Here is a 26,988-nt window from a genome sequence, read left to right on the forward strand (position 1 = left end):
TTACAAGAAATTCCTAGTATCTTGTACTAGGAATTTCTGCTAATTCTCTCTTAAAGTTTTAATCCCTTTTTTAGTTTTCTTATCAAAAATCTAGCTGGATGAAGCTCGTGAAATAGCGATCTTTCTATGCAAAGTGGGCGATCAAGCACAAGATCGGCTATCAAATTTGCTCCAAGTATCGCTGTGCCAAGACCTCGTGAGCCATGAGCAAAATTTACAAAGACATTTTTTTCGTAGCTTGCTTTTGGATTGTTATCTTTATTTTTGCTCCAAAATAGCCCTTTGTAGTTTTGCTTATAAAATTCTTCGTCATGTAAGGCACCAATTATCGGAAACCTATCTCCACTATAGCTTCTATATCCCACACGTGAACCGATAATGGCGGCTTTTGTGGTGTCAAAAAACTCGCTTACATCGCTTAAATTTTTAGCATTATCCTCAACTTTAGGCATATCGCAAATTTCATTTCTAGCGTAGGTTGCACCGATGACTTGCACCCCTTTTACGGCTGGGCAGATGTAGCCTTTTGCGCTTAGTGGCAGCTCATTTTTTAACACTGGTTTTAGGTGCGTGACTTGACCACGGACGCTACTTATTTGCATGTCATAGTCTTTAAAAATTTCACTACTTTTACTACCTGTGCAAAAGACTAAGATATCAGCCTCCAAGCTTTTTTTATTTTTAAATTTAACACTTATCTTGCCATTTTGCAGGTGCGTCCTACTCTCGTACTCATGGTTAAACAAAATTTCAAAGTTGCTTGAGAGAAATTTACAAATTTCTCTTGGTCTAGCATAAGCCGCCTCTTTTATAAATATCCCAGGATATGGCTTTAAACTCTCATTAAATTTAAAAACATCCTCCGCGCTTTGATCCTGCCATGAGGCATATCGCTTAACTAGCTCATCATCAAACGCATAGTCGATGCAGCCATTAAATTTAATGAGACTTTTTGGTAAATTTGCCTTGTAAAATCTCACTGCTTGCAAAAACGCATTTATGTGCATGCGGCCTAAATTTACCCCGGGCTTCGTAACTAGTGGCATCAAGGCGCCGCAGTGGTTGCCTGAGCCATTTGTCGCGACCTCACTCTTTGCCTCAGCGATCACCACTTTAAAGCCATTTTTAGCTAGCTCGCCAGCTGTGGCAAGCCCAGCCACTCCTGCTCCTATAATAAGCGCTATTTTGCCTTTTACGCTGGCGACTGGCTCGCACCTAGCAAACCAAGCATCCTTTAAATTTTCATCTTTTTTCTCTAGCACAGCGCTACTCATCTGGCGTTTTCTAGAGTAACCCTCTTTTAGGCTTAGCAAAAAGCCAGCACCCTTTAGTCCATCTTTTACTATTTTTGCACAAGAGTAGGTTCTAGTAATCGTGCCAACCTTGCTTAGTCTTGCGATCTGTTTAAAAATTTCTTCGCTCCAGATCAAGCCATTTTTACTTGGAGCAAAGCCGTCTAGAAACCAGATGTCGGCAATAAAATCAAGCTCAGGTAAAATTTCTTTAGCCTCGCCGTAGCAAAGATCAAGTGTGATATTTGGAGCAAAATTTATACGGTGTATGCCAGAAATTAGCGGTGGATAGAGCGAAACTAGCTTTTTAGCATAAGCTTTAAAAATGCCTAAATTTTCATAAATTTTTAAAATATCTTCTTTTTTTATGGGACTTTTTTCAATACTAACGAAGTGAAGTTTTTTATTACTACCTTTAAATTTCTTACAAAGCGTGAAAAAATTTAACCCAGCACCAAAGCCAGTTTCAGCGATGATGAAGCTATCTTTGCTCTGCCAAATTTCATCAAGTGCACTTGCAAAGACAAATTCACTCTCAAGCCAAGGTTTATCGGTATTAAAGTAGATGTCACCAAACTCCTCGTTAAATGGAATTTGCCCTTTAAAGCTTAAATTTGCATTTTTCATCTATTTTTTGCGAAATATCCATCTATGCCGTTTGCTATGCCGTTTGCAAGGGCGTTTTGATATGCATCATTAAAGAGCTTTTCACCCTCAACTGGATGCGTGATATAGCCGATCTCAACAAGAACTGCTGGCATAAGAGCACCAACAAGTACCCAAAACGGCGCCTCTCTCACACTGCCATCACTTGCAGCATAGACCTTTCTAGCGCTTGCTAAAATTTCTTTTTGGATATCGATCCCAAGCTTATTTGAGGCAATGATCTTCTCGCGATTTAGCACGTTTAGAAATGTCTGCTGCGAAAAGTAGTTCATCTCTTCGATATCTGATTTGTTCTCAAGCGCGGCTGCGTTTTTACTACGTTCGCTTCTTGCAGGCGATAAGAAAAATGTCTCGATGCCGTGCATACTTTTTGCCTTTGTAGCATTTGGAGCGGCATTTGCGTGAATAGAAACAAATAGATCAGCCATCTTATCATTTGCAAATTTTGTTCTTGTTCTTAAATTTATAAAGACATCAGTTGATCTAGTAAAATAAACCTTGTAACCACGTGCTTTTAATATGTCGCCAAGCTTTTTGGCTACGCCTAGAACTGCGGTTTTTTCCTGAAGTTTGCCATTTACTGCACCTGGATCAGTGCCGCCATGTCCTGGATCGATGACGATCGTTTTGTTGCGTGAAAATTTACCAGCCGCAACTGGTGGCAAAGGCGCTGCCACTGGCTCACTTTGTGCAGGCTGTGACTTTAAATTTGGCTCAGGCTCTTTGTGTGGCACTTCTTCGTTTTTGTTTTTAGTTTTATGAAGTGGTGCTTTTACATTTTCGTTTGAGATAAAATTTTGAGCGCTGATTACAAGCAGATCGCCTGTCGCATTTGCTTTTATAGTCTTTTGGATCTTATCAGAAAAAATAACTCTAACAGTGTTTTTATCATACTGCGAGATGTGAATATAATCAGATATGAAATTTTGATAAGTTAGCGAATTGCCATTTAATCTACCATCAATATCCATAATGTTTTTATATGTATTTTGCTGCTTCAAAAAGGATGTTTTTAGTTTTGCAGTATCGATTTTTGTATTAAACTTAAGTACTAAAGTGTCATTTACCTTGGTTGCACTAAGCAGCGTCAAAGTAGTAGCACTAGCACTAGGCGTACTAGCGCTCTTTACGCCATTTAGTGCATTTAGATCTTTTATATACCCACTTGAGTCAAAACCAAGCGATTTCGAGCTGGTTATTAGTCTTGTGAGTGCTTGTTTTTTTATATTTTTATCATTCTTTATGATCGCGTCGACATAGATATCTTTTATATCGTTGTGAAATTTTATCTTTGCACTTCTGCTTGAGCTGGCAAAATTTTTATCAAATTTTGCAAATATCTCAGAATTTGTCACAGCAAAAAGAAAATTACAAACAATAAAAAAGAGGATTATCGCTCGTTTCATTCACCATGTACCAGCTTGTGCATTAGCTCTTTTACGCTTATTAGCTCTTTTAGTTTATATCCGTTTGCTCCCGTGAAAAATAACCCGGTCTCTTTTTTGCCACTAAATGAGTCAAACAGCCTATCAGCGATGCAATATCCAACCTCTTTAGCCCCTTTGCCCCTTTGACAAGGGCTCACACAGTTGCTTATACACTGGATCTTTGGTCCCATCATTTTTTCTACCAAATTTATCAAATTTGTTCTAATCCCACGAGCTGGATAGCCAACTGGACTTTTTATAAGCTCTATGTCTTTTTCCTCGGCTGCTAGTATCACTTCTTTAAAGCCAATATCTGCGTCACACTCATGAGTGCCGATGAAGCGTGTGCCCATTTGAACGCCGTCTGCTCCAAGCGATATTGCTTTTTCTATATCATTTTTATCCCAAATTCCACCGGCTGCGATGAGCGGAAAGTCGCCCCACTCTTTTATCTCGGCCTTTACTTGTGGGATTAGATTAAATAGCGAAAACTCAGGATCAAGGCACTGCTCGTAAGTAAAACCCTGATGCCCACCGCTTAGTGGTCCTTCAAGCACAACCGCGTCTGGCAAGCGATCATATCTTTGTAGCCAACGTTTGCAGATGATCTTTAGTGCTTTTGCACTTGAGATAATAGGAACTAGCGCGACTTCTTTAAAATTTTGTGTAAATTCTGGCAAATTCGTAGGTAGTCCAGCACCTGACACAATGATATTTATACCGGCTTCACAAGCGTCTTTTACCACTCTTGCGTAGTCATTTGCGGCATACATTATATTTACGCCAAGCGGCAAATCTCCACAAATTTTTCGTGCATTCTCAATAATTGCTCTAAGACCTCTTGTTGAGTAGAAATTCTCACTTCCAAAAGGCTTTGCATTTAGCTCTTTGTTTATAAATTTACGATTTTCATAATATCCTGTGCCAACTGAGCTGATTATTCCAAGACCGCCTTCAAGGCTGACATTGCCAGCTAGTTTGTCCCAGCTGATACCAAGTCCCATGCCGCCTTGAAATATCGGATACTTTATCTCATATTTTCCTATTTTTAATGGCTTTAACTCCATCTATTCAACCTTTACTTTTGCAAATTTACGCTTACCGACTTGCAAGATATATTCACCTGCCTCTAATTTTAACTGCTCATCACTAATCTTTTCTTGATTAATGCTAACCGCATTTGCCTTTATGTCGCGTCTTGCTTGAGAATTTGACTCACTTAGCTCACACTGCGATAAAGCTTCCACGATCCAAACTGGTGCTTTTAAGCTAAATTCTTTGATATCAGTTGGGAGCTGATTTTGAGAGTGCACGCTATTAAACTCAGCCATCGCATCCTTTGCAGCCTCCTCGCCGTGATACCTTGCTGTTATCTCGTACGCAAGGTCTTCTTTTGCTTTTTTTGGATGATACTTACCGTTTTTAACATCGTTCATTAAATTTTCTATCTCGCCAAGGCTTTTTGTGCTTAAAAGCTCATACCAGCGCCACATTAGCTCATCGCTTATACTAAGCGTTTTTGCAAACATATCATTTGCATTTTCAGTTACGCCGATGTAGTTTCCAAGGCTCTTGCTCATCTTATTTACACCATCAAGCCCCTCAAGAAGTGGCATCATGATAACAGCTTGCTCTTTGCCAACATTATATGTTCTCTGCAAGGTTCTACCCATTAGAAGGTTAAATTTTTGATCCGTACCGCCCATCTCGATGTCGCACTTCATCGCAACACTATCATAACCTTGAAGAAGTGGATACATAAATTCACAAATTGAAATTGGACTACCAGATTTTATCCTTTTTTCAAAATCATCGCGCTCTAGCATTCTAGCGACTGAAAATGTACTAGTTAGCTCTATCATTCCAGCAGCTCCAAGCTCATTTGACCATTTTGAGTTAAACATTATCACGGTCTTTTTTGGATCTAAAATTTTAAAAACTTGCTCTTCATAAGTCTTTGCATTTTTTAAAACAGTCTCTTGATCTAGCTTTTTTCTGGTGGCTGATTTGCCGGTTGGATCGCCTATTTGAGCAGTGAAATCGCCTATTAAAAACTGCACGATCGCACCATGTTTTTGAAGAAGTGCCATCTTGTTTAAAACGACTGTGTGTCCTAAGTGAAGATCTGGAGCAGTTGGATCAAAACCAGCCTTTACATAGAAATTTTCACCTTTTTCATAATAGTTCTTTATTAAATTCTCAACTCTTTCAAAGTCAATAATCTCGGCAACACCGCGTTTTATCTCTTGTAAAATTTCAGCTATATCTTGCATTATCTTTCTCCTAGTTGTGGTATGGATCGCTTTGCGAAACGAAATCTATAATCTTATATCTATCTTTTATCTTCTCTCTTAGCTCGTTTGCATCGATATTTTCGGCCATCTCAACACTTATCTCAAATGTATCACCGCTAAGGTCATTTGCTTCGTTTAGCGAGATTGTAGCCAAATTTACATCTAGTCTAGCAAGATATGTTAAAAATTCAGCCAACGCGCCTTTTCGGTTCTCTAGATTTAATAAAATTTTATATCTATGTGGGGCATTTCTAGTCCATTTGACAAAGATGATTTCATTGCCCTTATCCATAAGCTTTCCAGCACGCTCACAAAGTTTGTGATGCACTGTCACATTGTGCCCATTTTTAAAGCCAACTATACTATCACCTCTTTTTGGGTTACAACAATAGTCAAACTCGACATTTGAAATTTTATGATTTGAATAGATTACGATATTTTCAAATTTTTGCTTTTTAACCTGATATTTGTCGCCCAAAGAGATCATAAAAGGACGCTCTTTTTTTATATACTTTTTAAGCATATTTACGACCTCTTGCAAAAAATCACTTTCAGTTGCAGCACGAAAAACTTTTTTGCCTAAATTTTCATGCTCTATCCAGTCTAAAATTCTATCTTTAGAAACGCCAAAAACCGACTTTAAAATATCAACTGCAATTTTATAATTTATATCTTTTATCTTTTGCTTGCAGTATGTTCTTATCGTAGCCCTTGCTTTACCAGTTCGAACGCTATTTATCCATGAACAGCGAAATTTTGCCTCTTCGCCAGTTACGATCCTTACAATATCGCCGTTTTTTAGCTCTGTTAAAAGTGGCATCCTGACGCGATTTATATAAGCTTCTTTTGCGTAAAGTCCGATCTCTGTGTGAATCTCATAAGCATAATCAAGTGCAGTAGCCCCGCGTGGAAGCGTAAAAACCTCACCTTTTGGCGAATAAACCGCAATATCTTCTATGTAAAGACTATCTTTTGCATATTCATAAAGCTCTTCGACGTTACTTTCAGCTTCATTGTTTTGCATACCAATGTCGTTTAGCCAGTCAAGTTTTGGATTAAGTAAACTGCCCTCACCATTTTTGTATTTCCAATGAGCTGCGACACCGTATTCGGCGGTTTTGTGCATATCATAAGTACGAACTTGTGCCTCAAAAATACTCTTATTATCAAAAATAGTTGTATGTATCGTTTGATAGCCATTTTGCTTTGGAAGCGCAATATAATCCTTAAATCTCGAAATAAGAGGATTAAAATTTATATGCAAATTTCCAAGCGCAAGATAGCAATCAAGCGGCTTTTGCACAAGAATTCTAATAGCAAGCAAATCAAGCACCTCTTCAATCGAAATCCCTTTTCTTTGCATTTTTAAATAAATCGAATAGTAATGCTTTATACGTTTTTGTATCTCAAAAGTGCCCTCAATAAAGCCATTTTCAAGCAAAATTTGATTTACTTTCTCGTAAAAAGCATTTAGCTTAAGGCTAAGCTGCTGCTTATTTTTATTTAAAAAACTATCAATCTTGGCGTATTCTTCTGGCATAGCATATTTAAAACTTAGATCTTCAAGTATATTTTTAATCGATGAAATTCCAAGCCTATGAGCGATCGGAGCATAGACCATAAGCGTCTCTTCAGCAATTCGTTTTTGTTTTTCTACTTTTAATGCATCAAGGGTTAGCATATTATGAAGTCTGTCACAAAGCTTAACCACAAGAACTCTAACATCCTCAATGGAGATTAAAAGCATTTTTCTAAAGGTTAGTGCCGAGCTTGCTAGTTTTTCGTTACTACTTGAGCTTGCAAGCTTGTTTTCTCTTATAGCAACTATCTTCGTAAGCCCTTCAACCAGCTTTGCCACTTCATCGCCAAATTCAGCCTGGACTTCACTAAGCGTAACTTCAGTATCTTCAACTACATCGTGAAGTAGTGCAGCTATGACCATGCTCTCATCTCCACCCATATTTGCTACTATTGATGCTACCAATATAGGATGGATTGCGTATGGCTCGCCACTTTTGCGATATTGACCAGCATGAGATGTGACACAGCTATCTATAGCTTTGTCTAATTTCTCGCTTCGTTCGCAAAGAGAAAAGAGCAACGTTATAGCTTCTGAAACATTTTTACAAGGTAAAATTTGTTCTATTAGCTGCTCTAAAAAAAGACTATTTTCCTTCAACTATTGCCTCTAAGCCTATTTTGCCCTCAGCTACTTCAAGTAGTGCAATGTCAGCAAATTTCATCTTTGAAGTATCGGCTTCTACAAGTACCACTGCTCCATTTGCTAGTGCTTCTGCACGCTTTGCTACGATAAGTGAAAGTTTATATCTATCATCACCAACTTGTTTTAACGCTCTTGCTGTTATTTGTTCTGTTCTCATATTTATCCTTTTTAAAATTTATTTTACTACTGAATATAGGGCCGCTTCTTCTTCATTTATTATTTTTAATAAATTTCCAGCCTTAAACATATTACAAACCAAAATCGGCAGTGAGTTATCTTTTGCTAAAGCTATGGCAGTATCGTCCATAACCTTGATATCATCGCTCATTGCCTTTTCATAGTTTAGTGATTTTAAAAGTTTTGCATCTTTGAATTTTTTAGGGTCTTTATCATAAACACCATCAACTTTTGTCGCTTTTATGATCATATCTGAGCCAATCTCAATAGCTCTTAGTGTAGCTGCGGTGTCTGTTGTGAAGAATGGATTACCAGTGCCTGCAGCAAAGATAACAACTCTGCCTTTTTCCAAATGGCGCTGAGCACGTCCAACGATAAATGTTTCGCAGATCGCTTCCATTTTTATAGCGCTTTGTACTCTTACCTCTAGTCCGCTTCGCTCTAAAGCTTCACGCATCGCGATTGAGTTTATTACAGTTGCAAGCATGCCCATGTGATCGCCACTCGTTCGTTTTATGATGCCATCTTTTGCAGCACTCACACCGCGTATGATATTGCCACCGCCGATAACGATACCGACCTCGATCCCATTTTCGATGAGCTCTTTTATCTCATTTGCTATAAATTTAAGTACCGCCGTATCTATACCAAAACCATTTTCTCCAGCCAAGGCCTCGCCTGAAAATTTAACCAGTACGCGTTTTCTTTTACTCATTGTCATGCTCCTTGAAATTCACACATTCTAGCCAAAAAGGCTTTAAATTTAGCTAATAACGCTTACAAAGTGGCTATTTTGAGATCATTTCAAGTGGATCGATGTGGTAGTTTCTTTGCGTTACTTCAAACGTTAAATCATTTCTTACTCTACCTATGACGTAGCCTTTTTGTACGACTGAGCCTACCTTAACCGTCGGTGCGATCTGACTTAGGTGAGCATAGATCGTGTGGATGCCATTTTCGTTTTCTATAATGACTACATTTTCAAGCATCGGAGTTGCTTTTGCAAAGACCACTTTGCCATTTAGCACGCTTTTAACTTTGGCATCTGGCGTGGTTGAGCGAAGTGTGACTGACTCATTAAAAATTTTGATGTTATATATCGGATCTACATAGTTTCCAAATTTTTGCTTTACAGTGTAGCTATCAAGAGGAGCGATTGTCTTTGCACCTGAATATTTTTTGACCGAGCTTGTTTGATAGCCTCCACCCATTGGCTGGCTTTTTTCGCCTTTTTTACCACCTTTGCTTGCAGCTGCTTTTTCTTGTTTTTCTCTAGCTGCACGTGCGGCTTCATCTTCTTGTTTTTGCATGATAGCAAGCTGCTCTAGCGTCTTTCTTAGCTCATCTTGCTGGGCTTGAAGCTTGGCTAGCTTTTTACTATAAATTTCCTTATCTCGCTTGAGTCCATTTATAGTATTTTTTTGCGTACTTTCTAAATTTTGCAAGTCACTTTGCTTGCGTCTATAGTTTTTGATGCTTGAGTTTATCTCACTTATTTTGTTTGATTTATTTTTTATCTTTTCGATCGTATCTTCATAGTTTTGACTAAGTCTTTTAAAATCCTCTTTTGCAATGGCATTTAGCTTGGTTAAAATTTGAGACGAGATGATGCTCTCCTCGCTTTGCTTGCCCTCAATTGCAGACATCAAAAGATCAAACGACAAATCTTCTGCGATGATCCTTATCATGTTTTGCTCAAGCTCCTTTTGAGTGCGTTCTAGCTCTTTGTTTTGCTTAGTTAGATCATCAAGCTCAATAAGTGCTTTTGAAGCATTTGTCTCAAGAACTGAAATTTGACCTTTTAAATTTGTGATATCACCACTTATACCTCGAAGTTTTTTCTCGCCACTTACGATGTCACCGGCCAAATCATCTAGCTTTTTACTAAGCTGCTCACTCATCGCCTGACTCGACCTTAATGAGTTTTTGGAGTCTTTGATCTTCTCTTTGGTATTTGACGCAAAAGCTAGACTAAAAGCTAGCAAAAATATAAAAATTCCTTTTCTCATATCGTGCTTTTTCTAGCCTTACTCATTACCAAACTAACAGCAAAAATACTTAAAAACATAGCCACGCCAAATAAAATAAAAATATCTCTTGAAGGATCAAGACTAGGCAATACCACATCAATACTTGCGGCATTTTCTCTAAAAATTTCAATACCAGGCAAGAAAAAGAAAAATGCACCGACTGCAACGGTAGCAACTAGGCTATCAACCATGGCTGATTTGTAAAGCATGGCTGATTTTAGCCAAAATGGTGCTCCAAAAAGCGTCATAATCTCGATGCGCTCTCTATGCTCAAATAACCAAATTTTAGCCTGCTTTAGCATAAGCATAAGCCCTATTACGCAAAGTATCGCCATAAAAGCATACGATATACTTTTGGCTAAATTTAGTATTTTAAAGACCTTATCGTGAGTCTTTGAAAATGTTTCAACCTTTGTGATCCCATCAAATTTTAAAAGTTTTTGCTTTAGCTCACCCATGTACTGTGGTGTCGGAAATTCGCTAAGTTTTAGCGAGTAAAATTTAGGTAGTGCATTTTGTAGTATGGATAAATTTTTAGCAGAGATGTCATTTGAAAGGCGGTCGATGATCTTTTGCGGACTTAGTGGCTCGAGGCTAGCTAGATTACTCACAATCGGCTTTAGCACGGGCTCACTTAGCTCTTTACTTGAAACTATGACGATGTTGTAGTCATTTCCCATAAGTCTTTCATAATCTCTCACAACCTTATCAGCAGTTAGGCTAAACTGCACGGAAAACAAAAGCGCGATCAGCGGTAGGATGAATCCAAGATGATTTTTAAGCGATCTCATGCACGCCTCCATTTTCTATGACGAAGTGACGGTATGGGATACGAAGTGTCGATGGGATATGGTGCGTGACAACTACTACGCTCGTGCCTAAAAATTCCCTAGCTGATTTTAAAAGCGACCAGATAACATCGCTTGAGTATTCGTCTAAATTTCCAGTTGGCTCGTCGCATAAGAGCAAATTTGGATTGTGTGCCAGTGCCCTTGCCATCGCTACTCTTTGCTGCTCACCACCGCTTAGCTCCATTGGATATTTATCAGCTTTATGAAGCATATTTACATGTTTTAAAAGCTTCGCTACTTGCTTTTTACTCACATTTTGATTGATGCCTTTGATGATGAGTGGCAACATGACGTTTCTTTCCACATTCCATTCATTTATCAAACGATAATTTTGAAATATAATGCCAACTCGCTGCCTAAGCTCACAAAGTCTTTTATCATCTATGTCGTCCATTTGTGTCATGCAGATATTTAGCTCTCCAGCAAGGGGTGAAATTTCTCCGTAAAATGATTTTAAAAGCGTACTTTTTCCACTCCCACTCTTGCCTGTTATAAAAACAAAATCATTTGCATAAATATCTAAATTAACACTGTTAATTACGATTTCATCGCGTTCATAAGCTAGGCTCAAATTTCTTGCACTAATTATCTCTTGCATCAGCCAAATACTCCTTCAAAAGCTCATGTGCAGCTAAATTCTCACGAATTAATATCGGTTTTTTTATAAAATATTCGTTTTTCTCATCGCTTATTTTGATAAAACATTGCTCGGGTTTATTAAATGCTCCAAAAGCAACTTTTAGCAAAATTTCATCTTCATTTATGATATAAATTTCTTCGAAATGTAAAAAATAATCTTCTTTTTTGATGATAAAATTTTTAAAATTTTTAATGATATTTTTTACGCTTGTCTTTTCTTTAAAGCTAAAATCTCCAGCTAAAACACTCTCGCTACTTTCAATCTCACAAGTATAAATAACATCATAAATATCCTTATCTTGGCGTCTCCAGCGGTCTTCGTACTTACTAGTTACTTCTAAATTTCTATTTTTAAAAGCTTCTATTTTTGAGTTTGTAGGCTCTAAAAATTTACTCAAGCTAAAGTCGCAATACTCCTTGCTGTCAGTCCTTAACTCAAATTTACCGCCAAGCTTTAGTATCCTCTCGCATTCAAGTGCAAATGCCGACGAGACCACACGTCTATGCTCTGCTTTATCCCATGGCACTGGAAAATGTAAAAATACCCTATCGACTAAATTTGAGCCAATAAGCGAGAGTAAAAGTCTGGCGTCGGTGTTTATTAGACGCACGTTTTCTAGGTCATTTGCCTTAGCTAGCTTTGCTACTTGCTCGATACTTGGCTTATAGACCTCTATGCCGATAACTAAGGCATTTGGATTGTTTTTGGCTTGATAAAGTAAGTGTCTACCAGAACCAAAGCCGATCTCTATAAAAATTTGATCAAATTTATCTTTTAGCTCGCAAAATGCTGGCACAAATTCTTCAAGGCTTAAAATTTCACTCACTTTTTTAGTCAAATTTGTCTTTTTTACAGCAAATGCTTGGCTGATTACATCATTGCAATTTTGCTCCTTAAAAAGTTCCAGCGCCTCTTGCAAAAGGCCGACTTTAGCTGGCTTTGTAAGCTTCTCCCCCTTTACAACAACGCCATTTTTACCGGGCTTTATAACTAGAAAAAAGCTCTCTTCTTCATTTTTTGTGTAGATGAGCCTCTCGTTTCGCCCATTTGCCTGCCAAAGAAATTTGACTTTGTCATTACCAAATGGAAATGAGAGCTCTTTTAAAGACGAAGCGATAAAATTTGGCATTATTTTATGCTAACTTCTGCTTTTGATGACTTATCAGAGGCGATGCCGTACTCATCGATAGCTACGACGCTGTAAGAATAGCTAGCTCCTTTTTGCACGCTATCATCTCTAAGTCCAGTACCATCTATGCCACTAAAAATTTTCTCACTTGCACCACTTCTATAAACCGTGTACGAACTGGCTCTATCAACTACACTCCAATTTACATTTACTCCGCTACCATCGTAGCTAGCACTAATATTTGGAGTCTTTGGCGCACCAAGTGTTATCCCCACGATTGGCTCTTCTTGTTTTAAGCTCTCAAGGCCGTCTTTATCGACTGCTGTGACTCTGTAATACCTTGTTGCCACATTTGTGTTTATGAGATCTTCATAGGTGTTGCTAGTCGTTTTTGCTAGGTATGTGTAAGGTAAAATTTTACTTGTCGTTCTATAAACCTTAAAATAAGCAAAATCCTCAGCTGGTGCGTAATCCCAAGTTAAAATTATCTTTTTTGGTGCATTTTTGGTTGCTTGAAGATTTGTTACCGATTTAGGGTAACTCCTTTGTCGTTGCACTTATGTTTTGGCTTGGTTTTGAAACAACGCCTGAAGAAGTTTTAACTAAAATTCTATACTCATAAGACTTACCAGGTTTTACCTCAGTATCGATATACTCGGCGTTTAGTCTACCATTTACCTCTGCGATTTGGCTAAATTTATTAACTCCGGCATCACTTCTTTGAATGATATAGCTTGCCACGGTGCTATCAGGATGTGGTCTCCAGATCACTTTTACACGTCCTGGAAGCCCTGTAATAGCTTGCGAAAACGGTACTGAGTCAAGCAGTGGCTTTGTAGTTGCTGTTGCGATCGTGCCCGGTTGAGAGATGGCATTACTTGAGTAAGTTCTCATTTGGTAGGAGTAAGTTGTCTCTGGAGCTAGATTGCGGTCCACATAGTGCGTTGCAAAGCGGTCTTTTATGTTTGCAACTAGTTGCATTTTTGAGTTCGCATCATTTGGATTTGAGCGGTAAAGATAGTAGCCAACGACGCTCTCATCGGTTACTGGATTCCACTCGAAGCCAACTTCTGTCATATCTGAAATAGTTTTTAAACTTGTAATCGTAGGCAGTGACATACTTTGCTGAGTCGGTACGCTAGAGCCGCATCCCGCTAAGAAAGCTGCTAAAAATGGTGTCAATATGCGTAGGGCAAATTTTTTCATCAAAAATCTCCTTGGGAATTTTTTTGTAAATTATCTGGTTAAAGTCATCATACGTTTTTGCGGTAAATTCTACCCTTTTGCCAGTTCTTGGATGGATAAAATAAAGCATATAAGCGTGAAGCATAACCCTGCTTATTTTATCGCCTTGGCTCTTAAATCCGTATAAATCATCGCCTAAAATATGGCGGTTTATGCTAGATAGGTGCACTCTTATCTGATGAGTCCTGCCTGTAAAAAGTTTTGCTGCTATTAAATTTATGCCATTTTCACTTAGTAAATTTACAAAGGCGCTTTTTGCAAATTTAGCGTCCGCAACGATCGCTTTTTTTAGGCGATTGTTTGGATTTCTGCCGATTGGCTTGTTGATGATAACATCCTCTTTTAGCGGTAGATCGGTGAGTGCTAAATAAATTCGCCCCATACTCTTATCGCTTAGCTGCTCGCTTAGTTTTGCGTGAGCGAAGTTATTTTTAGCAACGACAATAGCGCCACTTGTACCCTTATCTAGGCGGTGAACGATGCCAGCTCTTACATCGCCATTTAAATTTGAGAGCATAAAGCCCTTTTTATTTAGCCATTCAACAAGTGTCGCCTCTTTTACACTTGGAGCTTGATGAACGACGATTTGCGGGGGCTTGTTTAGCACTATGAGATCGTCGTCTTCATAGATGATCGGGATGTCAAAATTTACTTCGTATTCGTTTTGCACCTCTTTTCTTAGGGCAAAATTTACGCAAATTTCATCGTTTTCGCTCAGTAAAAAGCTTGGTTTTGAGACTGGTTTTAAATTTACGCTTACAAGGGAGTCTTTTATCAAATTTAAAGCTTGATTGCGTGAAATTTGAAGCTCTTTGGCTACTGCTACGTCGAGTCTTGAGCTATTTAAAACATTAAATTTAACCAAAATCAAAGCCTTGTTTGTGATATAATCTAGCCCAAAAATTAAGGTTTGCTTCTTGATAAAACTAGATCGGCGTATTTTAACACATTTTGATTTTATTCAGCCGTTTTTAATAATCCCAATCATCATAATTTCATATATCCTGGTTTCCGAGGCAAACGACATTTTAGCAAACAAACAACTTATATATTTTGGCATAGGTTTTGCATCATTTTGCGTAGCATTTTTACTGCCCATTAGGCGTATCGACTGGATCATTCCGATGTTTTACTGGGTCTGCATCGTGCTGCTTTTAAGCGTTGATCTCTTTGGCGTTAGCAAACTAGGTGCTAGGCGCTGGCTAGAAATTCCCTTCGTTCACTTCACACTTCAGCCATCAGAGCTTATGAAGCCAGCATTTTTGCTGATGTTAGCCTATCTCATTAAACAGCGTCCTCCAAAGGCTAATGGATACGGAGTAAAAGATTTTTTAAGACTTAGTTTTTATATACTTTTACCATTTGTGCTCATCATGAAAGAGCCTGATCTTGGTACTGCGCTCATACTTTTGATAGTTGGCTACACTATTCTTTTTGTCATCGGCGTAAATAAGAAAATTTGGATAACTATCATCCTTGCGATAGGCTTTTTGGCGCCGGTTTTGTATGAAAATTTACATGACTATCAAAAAAAGAGGATTCACGATTTCATCGCTGAAGAGCCAAGCTATCACGTCAAACAAAGCATCATCGCCATAGGTAGCGGCGGATTAAAGGGCAAGCCAAAGGACGAAGCAACACAGACGCACTTTAAATTTTTACCAATCGCCACTAGTGACTTCATCTTTGCATACAACATCGAGCGTTTTGGCTTTTATGGTGGATTGTTTCTGCTTGGACTTTATGGAGCACTTATAACACATCTTTTAAGTTTAAATTACGGTCTAAAAAACGACTATTTTACGCAAGTTACTACCACGGGGATTGCTGCACTTATTTTCGTTTACGTCGGCGTAAATGTCTCGATGACTATCGGTTTTGCACCAGTTGTGGGCGTACCACTACCATTTTTTAGTTACGGTGGAAGCAGCTTTGTTACATTTATGGTACTTTTTGGAATTTTGCAAAATTTGCTAACTTTTAGATTTGATAGAACTTATAGCTTTATAAAAATTCACTTCTAAAATTTTCTCTGCAAGTATCAAGCTTTGTGTTTTTTGATGCAAGACTTTATGGCATTTATAAGATATTTTATATCCTCTTTTGTATGCGTATAGTGAATGCTGACACGCACCCAGCCAGGTTTTGCTTCAAAAATGGTATTATCTTTTAAATTAAGCAGATCATGTCCATACGGCCCAGCACAATCACAGCCCGCACGCGTTTGTATACCAAAATTACTACTTAAACTAGCAGCAAAATCATAAGGCGAAATGTCTTTTACATTAAATGCAAAAATAGGCAATCTGTCTAAATTTTCAGGGCAATAATTTATCACCTCATCTATCTTTTCTAGCTCTTTACAAAACATCTCGCCTAGCTCACATTCAGCCACTTTTATATTATTAAGTCCGATTTCATTTCTTAGCTTGTAGGCTAAATTTGCACGCATTAGCTGCATTATCGGTGGCGTGCCGCCCTCTTCTAAATTTTCAACTTCATTAGTAAAAATATGCGATGTCCTGCTTACGTACTTGACTGTGCCTCCTGCTGCAAATGTAGGCAAATTTTTACAAAGCTCTTTTTTGATAGCCAAAAGCCCACAACTCCCAACTCCACCAAGCAGCTTGTGAGGCGAGAGAAACAGTGCGTCAAAATATTTACAATCGACATTTTCATAAGCACTAAGAGTAGCCACATCAAGTGCCAAAATGCCATTATATTTTTTAATCAGCGAGTAAATTTTTTTATAATTAGTTTTAACGCCAGTGACGTTTGAGGCGGCACTAAAGCTAGCTATTATCTTTCTTTTTGCATTTTGCTTTAATGTATTCTCAAGCATCGCATAGTCTATCTCATTATTTTCATCAAGCTCTATACGTTTTATATCGCAAAGCCCTTCTCTTAAGCTAACTTCAACGGAGTGATGCTCATAAGGGCCAATAATCGCTAGTGGCAAGTTTAAATTTCTTAAATTTGCTTTACCGATCAAGGCTCTTGTAGCTGGTGAGAGATAAATTCCCATTAGCTCTTGAAATTTCTTTATCGCAGCCGTCGCTCCTTGACCAGTCGCAATAAGATAAAAACTATCATCAAGGCCCAATAAGCTTTTTAGCTCAGCTCTTGCATTTTCATAGTATTTTTGTGTTAGTATCGCACTTGAACTACTATCTGAGTGAGTGTTTGCATAGGTTTTTAAAAATTTTAAAATTTCATCTTCAATGGGCTTATAAGCAAGACCTGAAGCCGTGTAGTCAAAATAGTAAAGGCCCTCTTTTAAAATGATATTTTTTCTTACTTCATCGATATTTAGCAACGTTTTCCTTTTTTTAAAGCAGGGATTATAGTGAAATTTTGATAAAAAAGCTTGCAAAACAAGCATCTTTTAAAGCAATAAATTTCTTTGTAAATTTTCTATATTTTTCTTTATCGTGACATCTTTATATATAGCAGATATTAAGGCGACCATGTCTGGCTTTACTCTAGCGACACTTGCAATGTTGCTAGCATTTATGCCTCCTATGACACACACATTCATTCCCATTTCTTTTGCTTGTGATATAGTTTGAGCCTTGCAAAGCGGTGCATTTGGTTTTGTTGGGCTTTTAAACATCGCTCCAAAAGCCACATAGCTAGCACCATTTTGTTTTGCCCTAATGGCAAGCTCCAAGCTATCATAGCAGCTAACTCCCACGTAAGCATCATTTCCTAAAATTTCAAACGCTTCTTTTATGCTCGCATCATCTTTTCCCAAATGCACGGACTTTGCCCCTATATGAGCAGCAAATAAAATATCATCATTTACGATAAATCTGGCTCCAAATTTTTCGCATAAGTTGAAAATTTCACCAGCTAGCCTCTCATCTTTGGGTATTTTTTTAGAGCGAAATTGAAAAAATTTCACCCCACACTCTAAAATTTCTTTAGTATATTGCAAGGCTAAATTTTCAGGCATCAACACATCGTCGCTAATCGCGTAAATTTCAATCACTTATGCCAACTTTATGATTTAGTAGACGTTTACCAAATTTTGTCCTAATTGCATTTTTAATAGCATTTAAAATATATTTTTTTGCTAGTTTTATAGCCTCTTCTTTTGTGTGTCCATTTGCCAGCAAGCAGGCCAGCGCACTTGCAAAGCTACATCCAGCCCCATGCATGATCTCTGGTTTTATTAGTGGCTCTTTAAATTTAATTACGTCACCATTTTTTTTATAAAGAGTATCTTCACAAATTTCTGCAACCATGCTTCGCTTTAAGATCATATCGCAAGATAAATTTTTACTATCAAGCTCCAAAACTTTGGCTTCATCGATATTTGGCGTGATAATGTCTGCAAATTTAAAAAGCTCTTTTAAGCTTGCTATCGCGTCATCCTCAAGAAGCTTTGAGCCTGATTTTGCTACGCAAACTGGGTCTATTACTATTTTAATGCCTTGCTTATGAAATTTTTCAAGCCAAGAACCAACGCAAGATATAAGCTCTTTATTAAAAAGCATACCAACCTTTATGGCATCTATGTTTAGCTCTTCGTCTACCATTTTGATCTGTTCATTTAGATTTGTAGCATTTGTAGCAAAGATATTGCTAACGCCATTTGTATTTTGTGCCGTAAGAGCCGTAATAGCTGTCGCTGCGTAGCAAGAAAATGCCTCGCATGTCTTAATATCAGCCTGTACGCCAGCACCACCAACACTATCACTTCCTGCAATGATTAATATATTTTTCATCTATCTCCCATACAACCTGAAATTTTATCAACACTAAAAGGATCATCAACCTTCCAAATACTTGAATACTTCTTAATGCTATTTTTTAATGCATCTACTAAATAATCCACGTCTTGTAGCGTATGCGTATAGTGGAGTCCAGCCCTTACCCAGCCTGGCTTATGGGTAAATAGTGCATCTTCTTTTAAATGAAGCAAATCATGTCCATATGGCCCAGCACAAGAACATCCTGCACGCGTTTGAATGCCATATTCTTTGCTTAAAACTTTAGCTAGTTCATAAGGCGAAACACCAGTTATGTTAAAAGAAAATATCGGCAAACGCTTTATGTTATTTGGATGATAGCACGTAAGCTCAGGAATTTCTGTTAGTCTTTTCTCAAAATACTCTCCAAGCTCGCTCTCATTTTCATATATTGTCCCAAATCCTATCTCATTTCTTAGCCTATAGGCCAAATTTGCCCTTATAAGTCCTAAAATAGGCGGAGTGCCAGCCTCTTCTAGCTGTTCACTATCTTTTACAAATATAGCATAGTTTTTGCTAACATAACTTACCGTTCCACCACCAGCAAATGTCGGCTCATCTGAGTTTGCAAGTATCTTTTTTATAGCAAGAAGCCCACAACTTCCTACTCCACCAAGCAGTTTATGTGGCGATAAAAAAAGAGCATCAAAATAGTCACAATCAATATTTCCATAAGCGCTAAAACTTGCAGCATCAAATGCCACAATGCCACCATAAGATTTTACAAGAGTATAAATTTTTCTATAATCACTCAAAACCCCAGTCACATTTGAAGCCACACTAAAAGTTGCGATGATCTCACGACCGACATTTATCCTTAAAATTTGCTCCAAATGATTAAAGTCTATCCCTCCATTTTTATCAAGCCTGATACGCTCAACCTCGCAAAGTGCTTGCCTAAAGCTTATCTCATTTGAATGGTGCTCATAAGGGCCAAGCACCACAAGCGGAGAATTTTCATCTGGCTTTAATGAATATCTTTTTTTTAATGCTGGCGGCGCATAAATTCCTAAAATTTCTTGAAATTTCTTTATCGCACCGGTAGCTCCATTGCCACAAGTAAAAAGATAAAAGCTCTCATCAAGTCCTAGCAAGCTTTTTAATTCACGTCTTGAATCTTCATAAATTTGAGCGGTTTTATAGGCATTTGATGAGCTGATAGAGTGCGTATTTGCGTAAGTTTGAAGTATTTTTGCCATCTCATCTTCGATAGGTTTATAAGCTAGCCCTGAAGCTGTAAAGTCAAAATAATAAATACCATTTTTTAAAATTATATTTTCTTTAATGTGCTCTAAATTTACCAAATCACAACCCTTGTTTTTTGCGTAGCATTATAGATTACTTTAGCTAAAATATACTACAATGCCCAAATAAAGGAGCCGATATAAAAGCTTTAAAATCAACATTTGAGCGAATGAAACACCTTGATATAAATGAACTTATTAAATTTCATCTCGTCTTTGATGAGTTTGATTTAAAGCACTCATATTATGATGTTTTTGAAGCGATTGAGGCTGAAATTTTAAACAACTTCTTAGCCTTGATGCCAAAATTTTACTTCGAGTCCGATACAAACGATGCTATAAAATCTGCCCTCATAAAACTTGCACGAAGCGATAGAAAAAAATTTAACGTACATAAAATTTTACCTCAAAGCCTAGCTAGCAAAGTCTATGCAAAGCTTTTTGAAAAGAATTTTTTACTGCTTGAGAAAAGTAGAGAAGTACTTCCAAAAAGATCAAAAAACCAAATGCTAAAAAAAGAAGAAAGGGGCTATAAAGTTGAAGATAAAATACATTTTAATAGCCATTTTTCAAGGTTTTGGTTCAGATTTATAGAGCCAAATTTAAGCTTGCTAAAAGCTGGTAAAAATGATGAAATTTTAGCCACTATAAAAAAAGAATTTGACGAATATGCAAGCCTTGGATTTGAAATTCTGTGCGGTGAGCTCATGGCAAAAAAATTTATGATTAATGGCATATTTTTAAGTAGCTTTTGGAGCAGGAATATAGAGCTTGATATGCTATTAAATATAGGTGGCAAGATCATAGTCGGCGAGGCAAAATACAAAGAGAGAAAGGTTTGTAAAAACGTGCTAAATTTACTATTAAAAAAATGCGAAAAACTAAATATCAGGCCAGATATTATTGCTCTTTTTTCAAAGAGTGGATTTAGTAGCGAGCTAAGAAATTTAAAGGATGAAAGGCTAAGGCTTTATGAAATTAGCGATTTTGAGGAACTTTTAAAATGAACGAACACGATATCCAAGCTGGCTTAAAAAGCCTGATAGAGCAGACTTATCTGATAGAAAACGAATATAAAAATTTAACATCATCTTACACAAACTTGCAAAATTTCATTAAAGATATTGTAGAAATTTTGCCAAATGCTATCTGGGTGTTAGATGAAAATGATGAGATCTTTTTACAAAACTCAGAAGCAGTAAGACTTGGTAAAATTTTTAAAGAGATACCAAAAAAAGAGGGCGAGATAAATGTAGATGGACAAATTTATCTTTTTAAAACAAGCTCTAAAGACAATAAACTAATAATCTCTGCAACAAACATAACAGTAGAAAAACGTACCGAGCGTCTTGCCTCTATGGGCCAAGTGGCAGCTCACCTAGCCCACGAGATCAGAAATCCAGTAGGCTCTATCTCGCTTTTAGCTTCAACTCTACTTAAAAGAGCTGATGAACGCACAAAGCCTATCGTAAATCAAATACAAAAAGCTACATGGCGAGTCGAACGCATAATCAAAGCCACTCTACTTTTTACAAAAGGTCTTAACATAAATGCACAAATTTTTGACTTTTCACAACTTAAAAAAGAGTGCGAAGAGGCTATAAATTTTTATGACTATTCAAAGGATATTAAATTTAGCCTAGAATTTCCAGATGGCAAATATACGGGCGATCTTAATCTACTAGCCATCGTCTTTCAAAATATTTTATTTAACGCTATTGATGCCATCGAAGAGAGCGATGATGATGAAGGAGAGATCATTTTAAGCTACGAAAAAACACCAAGTGAGCATAAATTTATCGTTTACGATAGTGGCGAGCCTATCAAAGACAAAGCCATAGTCTTTGAGCCATTTAAAAGTAGCAAGCTAAAAGGAAACGGCCTTGGACTACATCTTTGCTTACAGATCATAGAGGCTCACAAAGGCAGTATCGAGATCACACTAAATCCAAAAACATTTTGCATAAATTTACCAATAAAGGAGAAAGAATGAACATACAAAAAGAACTTGAGGCTTTTAAAAAATCTCTTCAAACGCTTGATTTAAGAGAAATTTCAAACGATGGAGCAAAAAATGTTGCATTTATCTGTATCGATATGATAGAAGCATTTGCTGGCAGTGGTGCGCTCGCCAGTCAAAGAGTAGCCGCCTTATCAAAAGGGATCGCGACACTTTTTGATAGAGCGTGGAGAGATTTTGGTTTTAGAAATTTTATCCTTATAGAAGATAGGCACACCAGTGATTCAAAAGAATTTGAGAATTTTCTACCACATGCCATACTTGATACAAATGAGATAAAAACCGTAAAAGAGATAGAAAATCTAAGCTTTTTTAAAGAATTCAAGACATTTTATAAAAACTCTTTAAGCATTGCGTTTAATAAAGAATTTGAGAAATTTTTAGAGCAAAACCCACAAATTGACACTTTTGTTATTACTGGAGATTGCACTGATATGTGCGTTTATCAGTGTGTTAGTTATCTTAAACTACGAGCCAATGAATACAATAAAAAAGCAAGAGTTATCGTGCCGTTTGATCTTACACAAACGTACGATATACCAGGACACAATGGCGATTTTTACCACGAGATGTTTTCTCTTCATATGAAGCTAGCACTTGGCGCTGATGTGGTAAAGAGTATTAAATTTTAAAGCTTACTTGAAATATTTATGAGCCTGTTTAGCTCGTCAAATTTAAAGCTAAGCTCGTATTTATCCGATACGATTTCATTAGGACTTTCGCTAAATTTCATATCACAGCTTAGCAAAAGTCCTTTTATAAAGATTTTATGATCCAACTCGTAACTGCTTAAACACTCATTTACTACGCTCAAAATCTCATTTGCTAGCACTGGCTCTTCAAAGACTATATCCGCTCTAAATGCCACATACGCCGCTCCTCCCTCGTACTCTATCCTATAATAATTTTGCTCATCAAAAGCGGTGCAAAGAACCATACTAATCGTGTGACCATTAAAATTTTCATCCAGCTCAAATCGTGGCGTGCTAAATGCACTAAGTCCAAATTTCTCGCCAAACTCCCGTGCTTTATTTGCAAGCTCGAGCAAACGCTCATCAAAGCCATTTATATTTTCATAACCCCAAAGCCACGTATTTGACGAGAAGCTTTCAGAGCCAATAAACTGCATGTCAAACTCACGCCCATCAAAGTAAATTTTGCCACTATCAAAATCAACCTGCCAGTTGCTACCTTCAACAAGTAGCTTAAAATGCACGTTTTTGAAGTAATGTCGATTTGCCGACACATGCGCTAAAAAGCTCGCTCCAGTTACTTTTATCTATGCCAAGCTTATCTAAAAACATCGCTTCTCCAGGCATTAGCAAGCTATTGCTTGAAGTGCTTTTTCTTTAAAGCTGTCATTTACAACAAATTTTGTCTTATAGACAAAAATTTGAGCCGTATTTTCATTTTTTATCTTAATAACAAGACGCTTATCATTGTTTGTGCCACTTTTTATATGTTCGTTATAGCCAAGATTATAAAGGCTAGTTATCTTATCTTTGCTAAGCTCACTAAGGCATAAAAGCACCTCTAGCTCAGCATATTCTCTTGCTCTTTGAGGCATGCTAGATTCTTCATTTTTAGAAAATTTAGAGTTTTGTTTTAGCTTTCTTGTCTTAAAGTCTAAATTTTGTGCATCTTCTAGGCTATAAACCTCGTTTAAATTTGTCCTTACAAATTGATCATCTTTTGTGATATTTATCCTAAAAGCATAAGGCAGGTCGCGTTTTGCTTCATCTTTTACTATATCTTCGATGTTGCCAAGCTCTCTTTCAAAGACTGCGATCTCGATATTTCCGTGAAAATCAAGGACGTTTATAGTGCCCATTTTCTTGCCACTTTTGGTTATCCTTGTGCTAAAGTCCTCGATCTTACCAACTACTAAAATTTCAGCACTTTGTGGCAAACTCTCAAATTCTGAGCTTAGAGTATATTTTATCTTGTTGATCTCGTCTTTATAATCATCAAGCGGGTGGCCTGAGAGGTAGATACCAACGCTCTCTTGCTCAAATTTTAAAATTTGCTTGATGTCAAATTCGTAATTTATAGTGACAAAATTTATCTTTACATCGTTCATGCTCTCATCTTCGCCAAATAAGCTCTCAACAGCATTTTTACGGATCTGAGCAGCACTTTTGCAAGCTTCTATGATATTTTCTACATTTTGCATAAGCATCTTACGACTAAAGCCAAACTCATCAAAACATCCAGCTTTTATGAGGCTTTCAAAGACCTTTTTATTGACCTTAAATGGATCGATCCTTGAGACAAAGTCATCCATACTCTTAAATTCGCCATTTGCTTCACGCTCAGTGATAATGTTTTCAATAGCCGCTCCGCCAACGCCTTTAATCGCACCAAGCCCAAAGATAATGCCGTCATGATCGCCATTTTTAACGACGCTAAATTCTTTAGTTGATTTATTGATAGATGGTGGCAAAGTGTCTATATTTATGCGTTTTATCTCATCGATATAGCGAACGATCTTATCGACGTTGCTCTCTTCGCTTGTAAGAAGTGCGGCCATAAATTCAGCCGGATAGTAAGCCTTAAGATAAGCAGTTTGAAAGGTAACATAAGCGTAAGCTGCGGAGTGAGATTTATTAAAGCCATATCCCGCAAATTTTACAATTAGCTCGAAAAGATCGTCTGCTTTTTGTCCATTTAGCCCTTTTGCCTCAGCACCTTTTACAAACTCGCCCTTTAGCCTATCCATCTCTTCTTTGATCTTTTTACCCATCGCACGGCGTACAAGGTCCGCCCCGCCAAGGCTAAAGCCGCCTATGGCTTGAACGATTTGCATAACTTGCTCTTGATAGACGATGACGCCGTATGTTGGTGCAAGGATCGGCTCAAGCTCTTTAAATGAGTAGGTTATCTCGGCCTCGCCATGTTTTCTTTTGACAAAGTCATCAAGCATACCACTTTCCATCGGTCCTGGTCGGTAGAGTGCTAGCATCGCGACGATGTCCTCAAAGCAGTCTGGACGCAAGCTAGTTCCTAGCTTTCTCATGCCTTCGCCCTCGATTTGGAAAATTCCTATCGCTTGGCCGCTTTGTATCATTTTATAAACATTAGAATCGTTTTTATCGATCTGCTCCCAAATGATATCCTTTCCAGTTCGTTGTTTAACGAGCTTTATGGCATTATCGATAACTGTTAGTGTTTTTAGTCCAAGAAAGTCGAATTTAATTAAATCCACGTCCTCAAGATATTTAAGGCTATACTGCGTAACATAGCGGTCTTCTGGGCTGTTTGGCTGACGAAATAATGGAGTTTTATTCCAAAGCTCCTCATTTGAGATAACGACACCTGCTGCGTGCTGACCGGCGTTTCTGTTTAGCCCCTCAAGATCAAGGGCAAATTTCCAAATTTTAGCTGCCTTTGGATTTTGACTTATTAGCTCAGCTATCTTTGGCTCTTTTTCATAAGCATCTTTTAGCGTAATACCAAGTTCATCAGGTATTAGCTTTGCCATCGCATCGGCTTCGGCGTAAGGCATATCACAAACCCTAGCAACATCTCTAATGACACCTTTTGCAAGCAATTTACCAAATGTAATAACGCCAGCAACGTTAAATTTTCCGTATTTTTGCGTAACATAGTCAATTATCTCACCACGCCTGCTCTGGCAAAAATCCACGTCTATATCTGGCATACTAACACGCTCTGGGTTTAGAAACCTCTCAAAAAGTAGGTTGTATGGGATTGGATCAAGGTCAGTGATCTTTAGCGAGTAAGCGACCAAGCTACCAGCCGCGGAACCACGTCCTGGACCAACTGGCACACCTCTACTTTTAGCCTCATTTATGAAGTCCCAAACGATCATCATATAGCCTGGGAAATTCATTTTATTAATTATGCCAATCTCTATCTCAAGGCGCTTTTTGTATTCGTCATGTAAATTTTCAGGGACAAATTTTAGCCTCTCTTCAAGCCCCTTTCTACATTCATATTCAAAAAACACAGCATCATTTTTAAAGCTATATCTATTTTCTGGCTCTGGAAGTATTAAATTTCTCTCTTTAGCATACTCAAGTGTAAATTTAAAATTTGGCGGAGTTGGATTGCCAAGTTTGATCTCAAGATTGCACTTATTCACGATCTCTTGGGTGTTTTCTATCACTTCGGGGATATCTAAAAATAGCTCACTCATCTGCTCTTTGCTTTTTACAAAAAACTCATGAACGCTGTGACGAAGTCGGTTTGGATCATCTAAAGTTTTGTTCATCGCGATACACATAAAAACCTCATGTGCGTCGGCTCGCTCTTTAAAAGTGTAGTGAGTATCGTTTGTGGCGATGACCTTTATGCCAGTCTCTTTGGCAATGCACAAAATATCATCATCAATGCGTTTTTGATCGCCGATGCCGTGACGCATGATCTCAAGATAAAAGTCATCTCCAAAAATTTCTTTATATTCAAGTGCGACCTCTTTTGCTCTCTCGTAGCCCTTTGCGCCAAATTTGACGTTACGATCGCTTAAATTTAGATGCCAACTCACCTCGCCCTGCAAGCACGCTGAGCTACAAACCAAGCCCTCGCTGTGCTCTTTTAAAATTTTTTTATTGATACGAGGATAGTAGTAAAAGCCCTCGATGTAGCTCATAGAGCTAAGATACATTAAATTTTTATAGCCAGTCTCGTTTTTGGCGATTAGTATAAGGTGAAAGCGCTGTTTAGTACTCTTATCATCGAGCTGCTCGCCATTATGCACGTAAGCTTCGATGCCAATTAGTGGTTTTATCCCCTCTTTTTTCATCGCCTTGTAAAAATCTATCGCTCCAAACATATTGCCGTGATCAGTAATCGCCGCTGCTGTGTCACCTCTATCATGAAGCACATGAGCTAGCTCTTTTATCTTGTTTGCTCCGTCAAGCAGGGAGTATTCGGTGTGTAAATGTAGGTGCGTAAAGCTAGAATTTTCACTCATTTTTTATCCTTTTTTAATGAGTGGATTTTACAAAATTTTGGCTAATAAGGTGCTTGATG

At 37.7% G+C, this 26,988-nt stretch carries 24 protein-coding genes; 4 read left to right on the forward strand and 20 right to left on the reverse strand.

Features of this window, described 5'->3' with window-relative positions; genetic code table 11:
• Positions 1-50: 50 nt before the first annotated feature.
• The 14 genes from mnmC to G5B98_RS06655 form a co-directional block, all read right to left on the reverse strand.
• Complete coding sequence (gene mnmC, locus G5B98_RS06590) at positions 51-1,919, reverse strand: bifunctional tRNA (5-methylaminomethyl-2-thiouridine)(34)-methyltransferase MnmD/FAD-dependent 5-carboxymethylaminomethyl-2-thiouridine(34) oxidoreductase MnmC (RefSeq protein WP_196086414.1); 1,869 nt, start codon at positions 1,917-1,919, stop codon at positions 51-53.
• Positions 1,916-3,364 carry an N-acetylmuramoyl-L-alanine amidase family protein gene (locus G5B98_RS06595; RefSeq protein ID WP_196086415.1) on the reverse strand — a complete coding sequence of 483 codons (1,449 nt, stop codon included), beginning with the start codon at positions 3,362-3,364 and terminating at the stop codon, positions 1,916-1,918. The genes mnmC and G5B98_RS06595 overlap by 4 nt, the downstream gene beginning before the upstream one ends.
• On the reverse strand, positions 3,361-4,452 hold the full coding sequence (locus G5B98_RS06600) for a nitronate monooxygenase (protein ID WP_196086416.1): 1,092 nt from the start codon (positions 4,450-4,452) through the stop codon (positions 3,361-3,363). The genes G5B98_RS06595 and G5B98_RS06600 overlap by 4 nt, the downstream gene beginning before the upstream one ends.
• The gene (gene tyrS, locus G5B98_RS06605; RefSeq protein WP_196086417.1) at positions 4,453-5,658 is read right to left on the reverse strand and encodes a tyrosine--tRNA ligase; all 1,206 of its coding nucleotides are present in this window, start codon (positions 5,656-5,658) and stop codon (positions 4,453-4,455) included.
• A gap of 10 nt (positions 5,659-5,668) precedes the next feature.
• Positions 5,669-7,858, reverse strand: coding sequence for a RelA/SpoT family protein (locus tag G5B98_RS06610; protein WP_103604861.1), 2,190 nt, complete (start codon positions 7,856-7,858; stop codon positions 5,669-5,671).
• Entirely contained in the window at positions 7,845-8,060 is a 216-nt protein-coding gene (locus G5B98_RS06615; protein ID WP_021091717.1) for a DNA-directed RNA polymerase subunit omega, read from the reverse strand. The genes G5B98_RS06610 and G5B98_RS06615 overlap by 14 nt, the downstream gene beginning before the upstream one ends.
• An 18-nt stretch (positions 8,061-8,078) precedes the next feature.
• Positions 8,079-8,795, reverse strand: coding sequence for a UMP kinase (gene pyrH, locus G5B98_RS06620; protein ID WP_103624454.1), 717 nt, complete (start codon positions 8,793-8,795; stop codon positions 8,079-8,081).
• Between the two features lie 73 nt (positions 8,796-8,868).
• A complete protein-coding gene (locus tag G5B98_RS06625) occupies positions 8,869-10,089 on the reverse strand; it encodes a murein hydrolase activator EnvC family protein (protein ID WP_196086418.1) in 1,221 nt (406 codons plus the stop codon).
• Positions 10,086-10,901 (reverse strand): FtsX-like permease family protein, encoded by an 816-nt coding sequence (locus G5B98_RS06630; RefSeq protein WP_196086419.1) that lies wholly within the window; start codon positions 10,899-10,901, stop codon positions 10,086-10,088. Before G5B98_RS06630 ends, G5B98_RS06625 begins: the two co-directional genes overlap by 4 nt.
• On the reverse strand, positions 10,888-11,559 hold the full coding sequence (locus tag G5B98_RS06635) for a cell division ATP-binding protein FtsE (RefSeq protein ID WP_196086420.1): 672 nt from the start codon (positions 11,557-11,559) through the stop codon (positions 10,888-10,890). The genes G5B98_RS06630 and G5B98_RS06635 overlap by 14 nt, the downstream gene beginning before the upstream one ends.
• Entirely contained in the window at positions 11,543-12,730 is a 1,188-nt protein-coding gene (gene trmB / locus G5B98_RS06640; RefSeq protein ID WP_196086421.1) for a tRNA (guanosine(46)-N7)-methyltransferase TrmB, read from the reverse strand. Before trmB ends, G5B98_RS06635 begins: the two co-directional genes overlap by 17 nt.
• Positions 12,730-13,287, reverse strand: a complete 558-nt coding sequence (locus G5B98_RS06645; RefSeq protein ID WP_232524564.1) for a fibronectin type III domain-containing protein — start codon at positions 13,285-13,287, stop codon at positions 12,730-12,732. The genes trmB and G5B98_RS06645 overlap by 1 nt, the downstream gene beginning before the upstream one ends.
• Positions 13,262-13,936, reverse strand: a complete 675-nt coding sequence (locus tag G5B98_RS06650) for a fibronectin type III domain-containing protein (protein WP_188116498.1) — start codon at positions 13,934-13,936, stop codon at positions 13,262-13,264. The genes G5B98_RS06645 and G5B98_RS06650 overlap by 26 nt, the downstream gene beginning before the upstream one ends.
• On the reverse strand, positions 13,869-14,840 hold the full coding sequence (locus G5B98_RS06655; RefSeq protein ID WP_196086422.1) for an RluA family pseudouridine synthase: 972 nt from the start codon (positions 14,838-14,840) through the stop codon (positions 13,869-13,871). Before G5B98_RS06655 ends, G5B98_RS06650 begins: the two co-directional genes overlap by 68 nt.
• 52 nt (positions 14,841-14,892) lie before the next feature.
• Between G5B98_RS06655 and G5B98_RS06660 the strand changes: the two genes are divergently transcribed.
• On the forward strand, positions 14,893-15,999 hold the full coding sequence (locus G5B98_RS06660; RefSeq protein WP_196086423.1) for an FtsW/RodA/SpoVE family cell cycle protein: 1,107 nt from the start codon (positions 14,893-14,895) through the stop codon (positions 15,997-15,999).
• A 17-nt stretch (positions 16,000-16,016) separates the two neighbouring features.
• On the opposite strand, the gene G5B98_RS06665 is transcribed toward G5B98_RS06660, so the two are convergent.
• The 4 genes from G5B98_RS06665 to G5B98_RS06680 form a co-directional block, all read right to left on the reverse strand.
• Positions 16,017-17,291: an aminotransferase class V-fold PLP-dependent enzyme gene (locus G5B98_RS06665; protein WP_196086424.1), complete on the reverse strand. Its 1,275-nt coding sequence runs from the start codon at positions 17,289-17,291 to the stop codon at positions 16,017-16,019.
• 69 nt (positions 17,292-17,360) lie between these two features.
• A complete protein-coding gene (thiE, locus tag G5B98_RS06670; protein ID WP_196086425.1) occupies positions 17,361-17,966 on the reverse strand; it encodes a thiamine phosphate synthase in 606 nt (201 codons plus the stop codon).
• Entirely contained in the window at positions 17,959-18,705 is a 747-nt protein-coding gene (locus G5B98_RS06675; protein WP_196086426.1) for a hydroxymethylpyrimidine/phosphomethylpyrimidine kinase, read from the reverse strand. The genes thiE and G5B98_RS06675 overlap by 8 nt, the downstream gene beginning before the upstream one ends.
• On the reverse strand, positions 18,702-20,033 hold the full coding sequence (locus G5B98_RS06680; RefSeq protein ID WP_196086427.1) for an aminotransferase class V-fold PLP-dependent enzyme: 1,332 nt from the start codon (positions 20,031-20,033) through the stop codon (positions 18,702-18,704). Before G5B98_RS06680 ends, G5B98_RS06675 begins: the two co-directional genes overlap by 4 nt.
• A gap of 110 nt (positions 20,034-20,143) precedes the next feature.
• Between G5B98_RS06680 and G5B98_RS06685 the strand changes: the two genes are divergently transcribed.
• The 3 genes from G5B98_RS06685 to G5B98_RS06695 are packed head-to-tail and all read left to right on the forward strand — an operon-like array spanning position 20,144 to position 22,625.
• A complete protein-coding gene (locus G5B98_RS06685; RefSeq protein WP_196086428.1) occupies positions 20,144-20,980 on the forward strand; it encodes a DUF234 domain-containing protein in 837 nt (278 codons plus the stop codon).
• Positions 20,977-21,966 (forward strand): sensor histidine kinase, encoded by a 990-nt coding sequence (locus tag G5B98_RS06690; RefSeq protein ID WP_196086429.1) that lies wholly within the window; start codon positions 20,977-20,979, stop codon positions 21,964-21,966. Before G5B98_RS06685 ends, G5B98_RS06690 begins: the two co-directional genes overlap by 4 nt.
• Positions 21,963-22,625, forward strand: a complete 663-nt coding sequence (locus G5B98_RS06695; RefSeq protein ID WP_196086430.1) for a cysteine hydrolase family protein — start codon at positions 21,963-21,965, stop codon at positions 22,623-22,625. Before G5B98_RS06690 ends, G5B98_RS06695 begins: the two co-directional genes overlap by 4 nt.
• On the opposite strand, the gene G5B98_RS06700 is transcribed toward G5B98_RS06695, so the two are convergent.
• A complete protein-coding gene (locus G5B98_RS06700; RefSeq protein WP_196086431.1) occupies positions 22,622-23,209 on the reverse strand; it encodes a DUF6882 domain-containing protein in 588 nt (195 codons plus the stop codon). The genes G5B98_RS06695 and G5B98_RS06700 overlap by 4 nt on opposite strands.
• 102 nt (positions 23,210-23,311) lie before the next feature.
• Positions 23,312-26,929, reverse strand: a complete 3,618-nt coding sequence (gene dnaE, locus G5B98_RS06705) for a DNA polymerase III subunit alpha (RefSeq protein WP_196086432.1) — start codon at positions 26,927-26,929, stop codon at positions 23,312-23,314.
• Positions 26,930-26,988: the final 59 nt, after the last annotated feature.

It is taken from the genome of Campylobacter concisus, assembly GCF_015679985.1.
Lineage (GTDB): Bacteria > Campylobacterota > Campylobacteria > Campylobacterales > Campylobacteraceae > Campylobacter_A > Campylobacter_A concisus_AC.

Excerpts from the sequence above, each read along its gene's own strand:
- trmB (WP_196086421.1), bottom strand. The coding sequence starts at position 12,730 with ATGCCAAATTTTATCGCTTCGTCTTTAAAAGAGCTCTCATTTCCATTT.
- dnaE (WP_196086432.1), bottom strand. The coding sequence starts at position 26,929 with ATGAGTGAAAATTCTAGCTTTACGCACCTACATTTACACACCGAATAC.
- G5B98_RS06685 (WP_196086428.1), top strand. The coding sequence starts at position 20,144 with ATGAAACACCTTGATATAAATGAACTTATTAAATTTCATCTCGTCTTT.
- pyrH (WP_103624454.1), bottom strand. The coding sequence starts at position 8,795 with ATGAGTAAAAGAAAACGCGTACTGGTTAAATTTTCAGGCGAGGCCTTG.
- G5B98_RS06615 (WP_021091717.1), bottom strand. The coding sequence starts at position 8,060 with ATGAGAACAGAACAAATAACAGCAAGAGCGTTAAAACAAGTTGGTGAT.
- G5B98_RS06600 (WP_196086416.1), bottom strand. The coding sequence starts at position 4,452 with ATGGAGTTAAAGCCATTAAAAATAGGAAAATATGAGATAAAGTATCCG.
- tyrS (WP_196086417.1), bottom strand. The coding sequence starts at position 5,658 with ATGCAAGATATAGCTGAAATTTTACAAGAGATAAAACGCGGTGTTGCC.
- G5B98_RS06625 (WP_196086418.1), bottom strand. The coding sequence starts at position 10,089 with ATGAGAAAAGGAATTTTTATATTTTTGCTAGCTTTTAGTCTAGCTTTT.
- G5B98_RS06630 (WP_196086419.1), bottom strand. The coding sequence starts at position 10,901 with ATGAGATCGCTTAAAAATCATCTTGGATTCATCCTACCGCTGATCGCG.
- G5B98_RS06635 (WP_196086420.1), bottom strand. The coding sequence starts at position 11,559 with ATGCAAGAGATAATTAGTGCAAGAAATTTGAGCCTAGCTTATGAACGC.
- G5B98_RS06695 (WP_196086430.1), top strand. The coding sequence starts at position 21,963 with ATGAACATACAAAAAGAACTTGAGGCTTTTAAAAAATCTCTTCAAACG.
- G5B98_RS06595 (WP_196086415.1), bottom strand. The coding sequence starts at position 3,364 with ATGAAACGAGCGATAATCCTCTTTTTTATTGTTTGTAATTTTCTTTTT.
- G5B98_RS06690 (WP_196086429.1), top strand. The coding sequence starts at position 20,977 with ATGAACGAACACGATATCCAAGCTGGCTTAAAAAGCCTGATAGAGCAG.
- mnmC (WP_196086414.1), bottom strand. The coding sequence starts at position 1,919 with ATGAAAAATGCAAATTTAAGCTTTAAAGGGCAAATTCCATTTAACGAG.
- G5B98_RS06675 (WP_196086426.1), bottom strand. The coding sequence starts at position 18,705 with ATGAAAAATATATTAATCATTGCAGGAAGTGATAGTGTTGGTGGTGCT.
- G5B98_RS06650 (WP_188116498.1), bottom strand. The coding sequence starts at position 13,936 with ATGAAAAAATTTGCCCTACGCATATTGACACCATTTTTAGCAGCTTTC.